This is a genomic window from Paenilisteria riparia FSL S10-1204 (genome assembly GCF_000525995.1).
GTDB lineage: Bacteria > Bacillota > Bacilli > Lactobacillales > Listeriaceae > Listeria_A > Listeria_A riparia.
Window position 1 is genome coordinate 1 of the sequence record NZ_AODL01000039.1, and the last position, 12079, is coordinate 12079.

Sequence of the window (12079 nt, forward strand, 5' to 3'; positions counted from 1 at the left end):
TATTCAACACCGTGAATAAGATCCTTGCGTCAAATTGACTTCGCTAGCAAATAATTTTACTAGTTGTTTGTTTGGAAATAGCTTTCTATTTCCGCCCTGCGATTCTTACCTGAAAACATTGCTGTTTTCTTGGTTTTATCTTTGTTTTTTGTTCAGTTTTCAAAGAGCAATCTCTCGGCTGCTTGTATCTAGCAGCGACCTTCTTATAGTATCATTAGGGCTAATCTTTGTCAACACTTTTCCAACTTTTTTTTGAATAAAAGTTTTGATGTTATTTTTTGCTGAAATGTTGTGTGTTTTTCTTGACTAGCCTTTGCGGTTGGCTGTTTCTCCAAACCTTGTATAAGAGGCACGAGTAATAGAATACCATGTATATTGGACAAACGCAATAGTATTTTGCAAATTTATTTATAAATATTTATTTTGTTGTATATTAGCTAGACTGTATGGATGATTAGACCTTTTTCTGAAAAGCTGTCCTTTAATGAAGCATCGAGTTCTTTCCCAGTGATAATGCTTGTAATATCGCTGAAATCAGCATATTTGTATAGTGAGATTCTGCCGAATTTTGTGTGATCTGTCACTAGGAAAACTTCTGTTGCGGAATGGAGCATTTGTACTTTGGCCGGGACCAGGTACTCGTCGTAATGCATTAATCCTTTTTCTAAATCGATGGCTGGGGTGGTTACGAATGCTTTATGTACATGGAGGTTGCGAAGGGTTTCTTCTGTGATCATTCCATTTAGCATATATGTTTCTGGATAGATGACACCGCCTGTTACGATTACTTTAATGGATGTATTACGAAGGATTGCTGCTACGTTGATGTCGTTTGTGATAACTGTTAGCTTCGTTCGTTTAGTTAGAGAGCGGGCAATATGACCGGTTGTTGTTCCTGAATCTAGGATGATTGTATCGCCGTCTTTAATTAGGGATGAGGCATATTCTGCGATTCGTTGTTTTTCTTCGTATTGGACTTCTTCTCGTTTTTGAAAGTCTGGTTCGGAAATGATTTTTTCTTCTATCATAACGCCGCCGTGGGTACGCTTTAGTTTCTTTTCGTTTTCTAGGGTTGTGAGATCGCGGCGGATGGTGACTTCGTGGACGTTGAAATGCCGGGATAATTCTGCGACGCTGGCTATTTTTTTGTTTTTGACGTAGTTGAGTATGGCTTGTTTGCGTTCTATGGAAAGTATCGGGACCGCCTCCTTTGTCTATTAAAAAGCTGCGTGGTACTCCTTAGTAAAGAAGTATCACGCAGACTGGTGTTATTTCAAGCGTTTTTCTAGTTTCTGCTTTTTTGTCTTCGTAGCCTGGTTTGCCTAGAAGAGCGAACATATTGGCTTTGTAGGCTTCTACACCTGGTTGGTCGAATGGGTTTACACCATTTAGATAGCCGCTTACGCCTACTGCGATTTCAAAGAAGTATACGAGGTAGCCGAATGTGTAGGCATCTAATGTAGGGACTTCTACCACAAAATTCGGAACGTCACCGTCTGTATGCGCTAGAAGTGTTCCTTGGAATGCTTTGTCGTTCACATAGTCTACTGTTTCTCCTGCAAGGTAGTTCAAGCCGTCTAAATCGTTATCTTCTTTATTGATTGTGATTTCGTGACGAGCTTTAGCAACTTTGACAACTGTTTCGAAAATGTTGCGGCGTCCTTCTTGGATGTATTGGCCTAATGAGTGAAGGTCTGTTGAAAAATTGGCGCTGGATGGGTAGATACCTTTTTGGTCTTTCCCTTCGCTTTCGCCGAATAGTTGTTTCCACCACTCGTTGAAATATTGTAATCCTGGTTCGTAGTTGATTAGCAATTCGGTTACTTTTCCTTTGCGGTATAAAACATTGCGGGCTGCTGCGTATTGGTAAGCGATGTTTTTGCTTAGTTCTGGGCTACTGAAATCAGCGCGGGCTGCGTCAGCACCTTTCATCATCGCGTCAATGTCTACGCCGCTTGCTGCGATTGGTAATAGACCTACAGCTGTAAGCACAGAGAAACGTCCGCCAACATCATCGGGAACAACAAATGTTTCGTAGCCCTCTGCGTCTGAAAGTTCTTTTAATGCACCTTTAGATTTATCAGTTGTTGCGTAAATACGTGATTTTGCTTCTTCTTTACCGTATTTCTTCTCTAGCAAATCTTTGAATACGCGGAAAGCAATCGCGGGTTCTGTTGTTGTTCCTGATTTTGAAATAACGTTAACAGAGAAGTCTTTGCCATCGATTACGTCAATTAAATCGTGTAGATAGCTTGAACTAATGCTGTTCCCTGCAAAAAATACTTGTGGGGCTTGGCGTTTTTCTTTGTCAAGCACGTTATAGAAAGCGTGATTTAGCGTTTCAATCGCTGCACGAGCACCTAAATACGAACCACCGATACCGATTACGATTAATACTTCTGAATCTGCTTTAATTTTTGCTGCCGCTTTTTGAATGCGAGCGAATTCTTCTTTGTCGTAGTCACGTGGTAGGTTAATCCATCCCAAGTAGTCGCTACCCGCGCCAGTGCCATTATGTAATGCTTCGTGTGCTGCAGTGACAGCTGGTTGTAAATAGTCGATTTCATGTTGTTCGAAAAATTTCAATGCGTTTGAATAATCAAATTGAATGTGAGTCATCGTTTTCCCTCCAATAATTTAGTGCTTATTTACAGTTCTTACTTTATATCAACTAACCCCATTTAGCAAGAAATAGGACGTTAATTTTCTTGAGGTAAAATATAGGGAACACCGTGTTCTAAAACGAGTTTATTTAGCGCCACGTCTTGTTCTAATAGTAAATCATCGGCTTGTGGAATTGAGGTCCATCTTGCATGAAAAACACTGTCATCTTTTTCTAAGGTCAAAAAATCTCCGGTAGCTGTTGCGCGATAAACGAATTGACAGACATGCTCCCATGCCGTTCTGCGTTCTTTTACATAAAGTAAACTATCAATATGACAATCAATTCCTGTTTGTTGTTTTACTTTTGCAATCAATGCTTGTTCTAAAGTTTGATCAGTCTCTACTCTACCGCCCGGAAATGCCCATTTTAAATCGCGATTTTTTACAAGTAGAATGTCATCTTTCTTCTCGTTATAAATAAACCCTTTAACCATCAGTACCCTTTTCATTGACAAGCCTCCCTTAGAACTTATATTTAAAATTATCTAAAAATTCAAACGCGCAGATTCATCATTAACTATGTTATCTAAAATGTTTGTTAATTAAAAGTCCAAAACCTTATTTTAGGAAACTTCAGCGTGCCGGAAGTCTCCTAGGTTCGGTTTATTTATCGGCTTTGTCTACCCATTCTTGCAATTTATCTCGTAATGTATTGAAGCCTTCATCTGGTGCGGATGATGTCTGTGTTTTTCTTGGTTCTTGTTTTGCTTTTGCAGGTGCTTCTTCTGTGGCGCGAATGGACAAGCTGATTTTATTGCTTTCATTATTGATTTCTAAAATTTTGACTTTTACTTCTTGTCCTACTTCCAGAAAGTCGTGTACATCCTTTACGAAACCGTGATGAATTTCAGAAATGTGTACTAATCCTTGCGTTTTGTCATCAAGCGCGACGAAGGCTCCGTATCCTTGAATGCCTGCCACCTTGCCTGTAATAATGTCGCCCACTTTAAATTCACTCATTACATAACACCTACTTTCTCACTTTCAATAATAACAAATTATATCACTCCAACTTTGAATACACAATTATTAGATTTTAAATTGTCCATAATTTCATTAGAGTATTATGTTACAATGGGACTGAAATATGATTTTAGGGGAGGATTAAAAGATGAGTCATTTTGATGAAGTCATCCCAAGAATTGGAACAAATAGTGAGAAGTGGGATGGCGTGAAACATTTATTTGGAACTGAGAGTATTATTCCGATGTGGGTTGCTGATATGGATTTCAGGCCACCGCATACTGTCCACGAAGCTTTTCAGAAGTTGCTAGACCATGGTATTTTCGGTTATTCGATGACGAGTACAGAGTTAAAACCAAGCATTATCAAATGGTTAGATGAGCGCCACCAATATAAAGTCGATGCTTCTTCGATTTTTTTGAACGCCGCGGTTGTTCCTTCGATTTCGATGATTATTCGTTCCTTAACGGAAAAAGGCGATCACGTTCTGATGCATTCGCCTGTGTATCATCCGTTCTTTCTTGTGACAGAGCAAACAGAACGTGTGGTCACGTTATCTCCGCTTATTTACGAAGATACGACTTATCGTATTGATTGGGAAGATTTCGAGGCAAAGATCCAGGAAGTGAAGCTATTTATTCTTTGTAATCCGCATAACCCTGGTTGTCGTAGTTGGAAACCAGAGGAGCTTACAAAAATGGCAAAAATTTGTGCACGTTATGGTGTGCCGATTATTTCAGATGAGATTCATTCAGATTTGACAATGCCTGGGTTTAAACATACACCACTTGCTGTCGCTGCTCCTGATTATAAGGATCAAGTCGTGACATTGATGGCTCCTACGAAAACATTTAATTTGGCGGGCATTAAAGCTTCTTATTTCATTACGACAAATCCAATTTTTCAAGAGAAGTTTGCATATGAAGCGAAGTACACGTCTCGTCCTGAGCTTAATACGTTTGGCGCGGTTGGCATGGAAGCCGCTTACCGTGGTGGCGCAGCGTGGGTGGACGAATTGCGTGATTATATTTGGTCGAATTATGAATATACAAAAGCGAAAATCGAGAAACATTGCCCAGCGGTTGTTGTAACGAAGCAAGAAGCGACGTACTTAATGTGGTTGGATTGTCGTAACTTAGAAGCCGATGAAAAAACGATTTATCAAAATTTAATTGATGCTGGTGTTGGCGTACAAATGGGTTCTGGTTTTGGTGTTGCAGGCACTGGTTTTGTTCGTTTGAATATTGCTTGTCCGAAAGAAACATTACAAAAAGGTGTCGCTTGTCTGATTGACGGCCTACAAAGAAGTTAAGTTAATCGGATTTTCGTGGCGCTTTTGCTATACTTGAGTTTGGAATGTAAAAAAAGTTAGGAGTTGGAGATGGTATGTTTTTAGGGCTTCGCGAATTGCTTTATTCGAAGTTGCGCTATATTTTAGTGACCGGCATTATGATTTTGATCGTGCTGTTGTCGTTATTTTTATCTGGGCTTGCGAACGGTTTAGCTTATGACAATGCTTCGTCTGTTGCTAATAATGATGTGTCTTATTATGCGCTGGCAAAGGATGCACAAGGCAAAATGGAGCGTTCGTTATTTCCTGAGTCGGATTTAACGGCAATTAAGAAAGATAAGAACGTGAAAGATGCTGCAGTGCTTGGTCAATCGATGCAAACATTGAAGCGTGCAGACGACGGTAAGAAATTCAGTATGGCGATTTTGGCTATTACACCGGGTAGCTTCTTGGAGCCAAAAGTAATGACGGGTTCTCAGATGAGCTTAACAAATCAAGATGGTGTCATCCTAGATGCTTCATTAAAAGGTGATTTCAAGGTCGGCGATGTATTGGAAGACGACATTCTAAATAAGCAAATGACTGTTATTGGTTTTGCTAAGGATCAGAAGTATAGCCATGCCCCTGTTGTTTATATGAACATGGCCGTTTGGCAAGCAATTAACCCGACACTGTATCACCAAAAGATTCCACAAACGAGTACGGTTGCGATTTTAACGGATAATCCGGACAATGCTGTAAAACTGAGTAACAAAGATTTGACGGTGATTTCGCATAAAGATTTCCTCAATCAGATTCCTGGTTATTCGGCGGAACAAATGACACTTAATATGATGATTTTCTTCTTGATTGTGATCGGCGGCTTTATTTTGACGGCTTTCTTCTATGTTATGACGCTCCAAAAAACAGGTCAGTTCGGTGTCCTGAAAGCACTTGGAACGAAGACGAGTTATTTAGTAGCAAGCGTTGTGTCGCAAGTTGTCTTGATTTCGGTTATCAGTATCGGGATAAGTATTGCTGCGACAGCTGGGCTCTCAACAATTATGCCTGATGCGATGCCGTTCCGCCTAACAGGTATGACGATGGCGCTTTATAGTGTGCTATTTTTCGCTGTAGCTGTTATCGGTTCCCTACTATCGCTTATCAAAATTGCTAAAGTAGACGCGCTGGACGCGATTCGAGGAGGCGATCAATAATGACAGCACTTTTAAAATTTGAAAATGTAACGAAAAACTATCCATCTGGTCCAACAACGATTCATGCTTTGCGTGAAACAAGCTTCGAAGCAAACGCTGGAGAATTAATCGCCATCGTCGGCCCTTCCGGTTCTGGTAAAAGTACTTTCTTATCGCTGGCTGGAGCACTTTTAACACCAACATCAGGTAACATCTCCATCAACGGCAAAATCATTAGCGGCCTATCAAAAAAAGAACAAACAGAGTTACGCTTATCCGAAGTCGGCTTCATTTTCCAAGCGGCTCACCTCGTTCCATATTTAAAAGTACAACAACAACTAGAATTCATCGGCAAATTAGCAGGACAAGAAAAACAAACACTAGCCAAGAAAAGTGAAACGCTGCTAACGCAATTAGGACTTGGTGATCGGTTGCAATTTTATCCGAAAGATTTGTCTGGCGGGGAAAAACAACGGGTAGCGATTGCCAGATCACTGATTAATGAACCTGCGATTATTTTGGCGGACGAACCGACGGCAAGCCTTGACTCCACGCGCGGTCGTGAAGTTGTAGAATTGCTTCGTGCAGAGATTGAAAACCAAGAACGTGCCGTGATTATGGTAACACATGATGAGCGAATGCTTGATTTGTGCCACCACGTATACCGCATGCTTGACGGTGTTTTGACAAAAGACAAATAAATGAAATCGGAGGCAGGTATCTACGAATGAGATACTTGCCTCCGATTTTTTAGTGACTATCTTTTAGCGCCTCTGTTTCTACACGTTTCATGAAATCTGCAACTACTTTATCATTGTTCTTGGAGCCGCCAAGCTTCATTAATGCCTTTCCCAGAAAATTAATACCTTGATTGAAACCACTATAAATAAAGCGCGTCGACCTCTCGTCGATTTTTTCTAATGTAAAGGATGTCTCGATTTTGAATGCTTTGGCAAGTACGAAACCGCTCGTGTTATGTTTTCGTTCTGGTGCATCTTCGTGCGCCAAATCCTCGACTATGTAGGTCTCCACTCGTTTTCCTTCTTGGTATTTCTGTCGGTATCGCGAACCCACGATACCTTCTTTCATCTCAATAACTTCATTTTCAATAATTTGAGGCATAATCCGCTGAATATTTTCCAATTGAAACAAGTTCCAAATCACCTCAATATTTGCCTCAATTACCATTTCTTCATTCCAAGTTATCATTTTTGCTCCCCCTTTTTAAATTCTCCTCTAGCTTTGCTTACTTCATTCCATTATAAACCATATAACATGCCGCGGTGTCAATGCTTTTATTTAAATATACGTTATTTGCAGAATCTTCAACACTCGCAGGCTAAAATAGGTTATACTATAAGTAAGCAATCTATATCGTAAGGATGGTGAGGCAGAATGGCACGCGAATACACAGAGGACGATCTTGTATATGGCGAATCCTGGGGACTTGTGCATCGTGGTTTTTTAGCGGATAGCGAAATCGAACGAATGAAAGCGCTACGAGATAAGGTGATGGGCAAGCACGGTAAAGCAGGAACAACACTGAAGCCGATTGGTAGAGTTATTATCGACGGTGAATGGTATGACGCCAGACTCAAAGATGGCTATTTAGATATAGGAACTCCTATCGTCGTTGTTGGTATTGATATTGGCTATGTTTTAGTAAATGAAGACCTAAAAAGAGAGGAAGATAATTCATGATTGGACCTATTGTTATTGCTGTTTTAATTGTTGTTGTTTTGATTATATTTTTCACACTTGTACCTGTGGGGCTTTGGATTAGTGCTATTTCTGCGCAAGTTCGTGTTGGCCTGGGTACATTAATTGGTATGCGTTTGCGCCGGGTAACTCCTTCGCGCGTTGTTAAGCCATTAATTAAAGCTGTAAAAGCTGGACTTGAACTAGAAGTTAACCAACTGGAAAGTCATTATTTAGCAGGCGGGGACGTTGATAAAACGGTGGATGCTTTGATTGCTGCGCACCGTGCCAATATCGAACTTGATTTCAGTCGTGCCGCTGCGATTGACCTTGCAGGACGTGACGTTTTAGAAGCCGTTCAAACTTCCGTTACACCGAAAGTTATTCGTACACCTGAATTTACAGGTGTTGCGCAAAACGGTGTTGAAGTAAAAGTTATCACGCAAATTACTGTACAATCAAATATTGACCGCATCGTCGGTGGTGCTGGTGAGGATACCGTTATCGCTCGTGTCGGTGAGGCCGTCGTTTCTACAGTCGGTGAAACGCGCGAACATACAGACGTTCTTGAAAATCCAAATAGCATTTCGAAAAAAGTACAAGAACAAGGGCTTGGCGATGGTACAGCCTACACGATTCTATCTATTGATATCGCAGAAATGCGTATCGGTGACAACATCAAAGCCAAGCTAGACATCGAAAAAGCCAATGCCGACATGGAAGTAGCCCAAGCCGCTGCATCCAAACGTAAAGCCGAAGCCATTGCCTTAGAACAAGAAAACCGCGCTGTTGTTGTAGCAGCTGAAGCCGAAGTTCCAAGAGCGCTTGCTAAAGCACTAGAAAATGGTAAGCTTGGCGCGATGGACTATTATAGAATGGATAATGTACAGGCGGATACGACGATGCGTGAGGCTATAGCTAAAGAAGATAAATAAGTTTAGCGAGCATCATCGTTAGTTGACTAACTACTCACTTTGTTCGTACTTATATTGGGGTTGTAACTCATTTCTTTCGCACAACCCCAACAATGCGTGAAGCTATAGCTAAAGAAGATAAATAAGTTTAGTGAGCATCATCGTTAGTTGACTAACTACTCACTTTGTTCGTACTTATATTGGGGTTGTAACTCATTTCTTTCGCACAACCCCAACAATGCGTGAGGCTATAGCTAAAGAAGATAAATAAGTTTAGTGAGCATCATCGTTTGATGGACTAATCAAAGAAACAAAAAGCTTGGTGGGCATTCGTCGCCCGCTGGAGGTGCAACAAAAATGGAAGATATTTTTTCTAACATCGGAGACTGGTTTGGTAGTGCCGTCGTTATTGTCGGGATTATCGTTGGAATTTTAAGCTATTTCAAAAAAGACGCATCTGAAGAAGAAGCGAAGAAAAAAGCCAGTCAATCTAAAGTTCCGCAACAACGTACAAAACATCAGCAAACAAAAAAGAAGCCAGCAAAGAAAGCACAACCCTACTGCTTATAAAGATACTGTTATCAAAGACGCAATGACAAACACTAGTCACGATCCTTATCACGATGTTAGACATTCACACCACGAACATACTGCTACTAGAAAACGTGTCCGTGGTAAGATGCAGGAAGCTATCATCATGAAAGAAATTCTCGATAAACCTGTTGCATTGCGAAAAAACAAATAATCTAGCGACCAGTAAACGCCTTGTTTGCTGGTTTTTCTGTGTTATTGTGCAATAGAAAAACCTCCCAATTATTTTAAATTGAGAGGCCTTTTCCATTCAAATTTTATTGTAGATTCACAATACTACGGTCTAATTCATTTCCCATATTGTCGTATGCAACCATTTCCACCTTATCATTTTCTGCAGAGATAATTTCATCCGAAGCTACATAATAATTGAAAACATTTCCTGGTTGTACATATGTTTTTGAAGAGAGTGTCTCTCCATTTACAATTAATTTTAGTCTGTACACGTCTCCTGTAGATGTACCATGGATATATTTATCCGCTCCACCTACTACGTAATCTTCAACAGCAATTGTTCCTTGGGTTGCTATAAGATTTACTGTTTTTCTGCTTATTTCTTTTCCTTGTGCATTATAGCCTATTAGAACTACATTATCATCTGTAGAAGCAATATGGCTACCTGTATAGTACTGGAACGAGTTGTCTTCTTGAATGAGAGCTGGTGAAGTCATGACAGTCCCATTTACTTCAAGTTTCACGTGTGTAATATCTCCTGTTGTTGTGCCTCGAATATATTTGTCCGCTCCGCCTACTAGATAATCTTGTGTTGCAATCGTTCCTTGTGTTTCTTTAAGATTAACCTTGGTCCTGCTCACTTCTACTCCCTCTGCATCATAGCCTACTAAAACTACATTGTCATCTATTGAGGCAATGTGACTACCCACATAGTACTGGAACGAGCTGTTTTCCTGGATGAATGCTGGGGATGACATAATAGTTCCATTTACTTCAAGCTTCACATGTGTAATGTCTCCTGTTGCTGTACCTCGAATATATTTATCTGCTCCACCAACCAAATAGTCATTACTTATGATACTTCCTACTGGCAAGTCCTGCTTTAAACTAACATTTGTACGGTTTAGCTCTTTTCCTTTTGCGTCATATGCGATGACTTCTACCTTATCATCCAAGCTTGTAACTCGTGAGCCTACATAATAACGATACTGATTTCCGCTGGCTGGGATTTGTTCTAGTTCGTCCCCATTGATAGAAACATTAATTCGTGCCACATCTCCTGTATAAGAACCCGTTATATAGCTAGAACCAATCGTATACTCTGCGGCTGTAATGTCACCTACTGTAGGTGGTACTTCTTGGATTGTAACATCTGATCGATCTAATTCTTTTCCTGCCGTATCGTATGCAACCATTTCTACATGATTGCTTAATGATGAAATTTTACTTCCAGCGTAGTACTTATAAGTCCCATCAACTGGTACTGGTATCTTCCCATAAACCTGGCCGTCAACAACCATGGCAATTCTAGCTACATCACCTGCATATGTTCCAGTTACATACCCGTCTTTTGTAATTGTAAATGGATTAGTTTTAATCGTTCCAACTGTAGCAACCTTCACTTGCATTGTCTTCGTTGCTTTATTTCCATCGCTGTCTGTCACTTCATACGTAACTTGATAGGTACCAGCTTTATTAATATCTACCGTGTTAGATATAACCTTTACTTGACTAGTTAAATCGCCGTCTTCTTTATCATTTGCTTTTACGTAAGCTAGTGGATTAAAAGCTGTACCTCTATTAACCTGTACATTATCTTCGATTGTTATTACTGGGATTTCTGTTACTGTAACAGCACGTTGGAATGTGCTCGTGTTACCATCACTATCGGTTACTTCATATACTATTTCATAATTGCCTGGTTGACTGGTATCCACATTGTTGGAAACGATAACTAGTTTATCGGTAAGATTACCATCTTCTTTATCTGTTGCTTGCATCGTGCTCATTGGATCAAATCCGCTGTTTGGATTCAGTTTCGTCGTTGCTTCTCCTGTGATGACTGGGGCTTCTTCGACAATAACATGACGTGTAAAGGTTCCCTTGTTGCCATCAGAATCTGTCACTTCATACGTCACATCATACGCACCTGATTTGCTGGTATCTACTGGATTCGAGACAACAACAATACGAGTCGTGAGATCCCCATCTTCTTTATCTGTCGCTGCCATCGTAAGCATCGGGTCAAATGTGGTGTTTGGCTGTACGACTGTTTGTGCTTCTCCCGTAATGACTGGCAGTTCATTACTCGTGACCGCGATGGCATCATCTGTCGCCTCCGCCGTATACGTATCCGCAAAATTTTGATCGTTATAGGTAGCGCTCGTACTCGGTGTAGCAGCATCTGTCACAGTTGTCCCTGTCATTGGAATCGTAATATCTGCTGTGGCATTCTTTTTTCAATACATCGATTTTAAACGTGAGGGTGCGCGTTGTGGCGTCGTAATTCTCATTGGAAATCGTCGTGTTTGCCGAAGATAGTGAGCCCGCTGTGTAGTTCAGTGCCGTTGGAATTTGTACCGAAATCGTGTTATTAGCTGCTGGCATACCGCCCACGTTCGTCACGTGCAACGTATAGTCTGCGCCTTGTCTGACCTTCGTGCTGGCTTGTGCAAAACTACCTTCTATATCGAGTACGGATTGTGTCGCGAATTGGACATTGTCTAATAAATTCCCTGCTGCTGGGTCTCCACCTGCGGCACTGACCGAGCGGAATTGGAAGCGCGTTGTCGTTTGGCCTTCTGGAATCGTGTATTCACCTGTATATA

The 12079-nt window shown here is 40.8% G+C and carries 13 protein-coding genes; 6 read left to right on the plus strand and 7 right to left on the minus strand.

Annotated elements, in window-relative coordinates; all coding sequences use genetic code 11:
• Window positions 1–437 precede the first annotated feature (437 nt).
• The 4 genes from PRIP_RS15170 to yugI all read right to left on the minus strand — a co-directional run bounded on the left by PRIP_RS15170 (window position 438) and on the right by yugI (window position 3624).
• Window positions 438–1196, minus strand: coding sequence for a DeoR/GlpR family DNA-binding transcription regulator (locus tag PRIP_RS15170; RefSeq protein WP_036102295.1), 759 nt, complete (start codon window positions 1194–1196; stop codon window positions 438–440).
• Between the two features lie 43 nt (window positions 1197–1239).
• A complete protein-coding gene (locus tag PRIP_RS15175; protein WP_036102297.1) occupies window positions 1240–2619 on the minus strand; it encodes a glucose-6-phosphate isomerase in 1380 nt (459 codons plus the stop codon).
• Between the two features lie 80 nt (window positions 2620–2699).
• Window positions 2700–3113: an NUDIX hydrolase gene (locus PRIP_RS15180; protein ID WP_036102300.1), complete on the minus strand. Its 414-nt coding sequence runs from the start codon at window positions 3111–3113 to the stop codon at window positions 2700–2702.
• A 154-nt stretch (window positions 3114–3267) separates the two neighbouring features.
• The gene (gene yugI / locus PRIP_RS15185; RefSeq protein ID WP_036102303.1) at window positions 3268–3624 is read right to left on the minus strand and encodes a S1 domain-containing post-transcriptional regulator GSP13; all 357 of its coding nucleotides are present in this window, start codon (window positions 3622–3624) and stop codon (window positions 3268–3270) included.
• Window positions 3625–3775: 151 nt separating this feature from the next.
• Here yugI and PRIP_RS15190 point away from each other — a divergent pair, with 151 nt between their 5' ends.
• The 3 genes from PRIP_RS15190 (at window position 3776) to PRIP_RS15200 (ending at window position 6794) form a co-directional block, all read left to right on the plus strand.
• Complete coding sequence (locus PRIP_RS15190; protein WP_036102306.1) at window positions 3776–4939, plus strand: MalY/PatB family protein; 1164 nt, start codon at window positions 3776–3778, stop codon at window positions 4937–4939.
• Between the two features lie 74 nt (window positions 4940–5013).
• Complete coding sequence (locus PRIP_RS15195) at window positions 5014–6114, plus strand: ABC transporter permease (protein ID WP_036102309.1); 1101 nt, start codon at window positions 5014–5016, stop codon at window positions 6112–6114.
• Window positions 6114–6794 carry an ABC transporter ATP-binding protein gene (locus tag PRIP_RS15200; protein ID WP_036102311.1) on the plus strand — a complete coding sequence of 227 codons (681 nt, stop codon included), beginning with the start codon at window positions 6114–6116 and terminating at the stop codon, window positions 6792–6794. The genes PRIP_RS15195 and PRIP_RS15200 overlap by 1 nt, the downstream gene beginning before the upstream one ends.
• A gap of 49 nt (window positions 6795–6843) precedes the next feature.
• Here PRIP_RS15200 and PRIP_RS15205 read toward each other — a convergent pair whose 3' ends face one another.
• On the minus strand, window positions 6844–7302 hold the full coding sequence (locus PRIP_RS15205) for an SRPBCC family protein (RefSeq protein WP_036102314.1): 459 nt from the start codon (window positions 7300–7302) through the stop codon (window positions 6844–6846).
• 186 nt (window positions 7303–7488) lie between these two features.
• Between PRIP_RS15205 and PRIP_RS15210 the strand changes: the two genes are divergently transcribed.
• From PRIP_RS15210 to PRIP_RS15220, 3 genes are all read left to right on the plus strand, one after another.
• Window positions 7489–7794, plus strand: a complete 306-nt coding sequence (locus tag PRIP_RS15210) for an NfeD family protein (protein WP_036084180.1) — start codon at window positions 7489–7491, stop codon at window positions 7792–7794.
• Window positions 7791–8726 (plus strand): flotillin-like protein FloA, encoded by a 936-nt coding sequence (gene floA, locus PRIP_RS15215; RefSeq protein WP_036102317.1) that lies wholly within the window; start codon window positions 7791–7793, stop codon window positions 8724–8726. Before PRIP_RS15210 ends, floA begins: the two co-directional genes overlap by 4 nt.
• Before the next feature lie 336 nt (window positions 8727–9062).
• A complete protein-coding gene (locus PRIP_RS15220; RefSeq protein ID WP_036102320.1) occupies window positions 9063–9275 on the plus strand; it encodes a hypothetical protein in 213 nt (70 codons plus the stop codon).
• A 278-nt stretch (window positions 9276–9553) separates the two neighbouring features.
• On the opposite strand, the gene PRIP_RS16520 is transcribed toward PRIP_RS15220, so the two are convergent.
• Both PRIP_RS16520 and PRIP_RS15230 read right to left on the minus strand, forming a co-directional pair.
• Entirely contained in the window at window positions 9554–11677 is a 2124-nt protein-coding gene (locus tag PRIP_RS16520; protein WP_052008984.1) for an immunoglobulin-like domain-containing protein, read from the minus strand.
• Window positions 11622–12079: DUF11 domain-containing protein (locus PRIP_RS15230; RefSeq protein ID WP_036102323.1), on the minus strand; the 458-nt coding region annotated here is incomplete at its 5' end. The genes PRIP_RS15230 and PRIP_RS16520, both read right to left, overlap by 56 nt.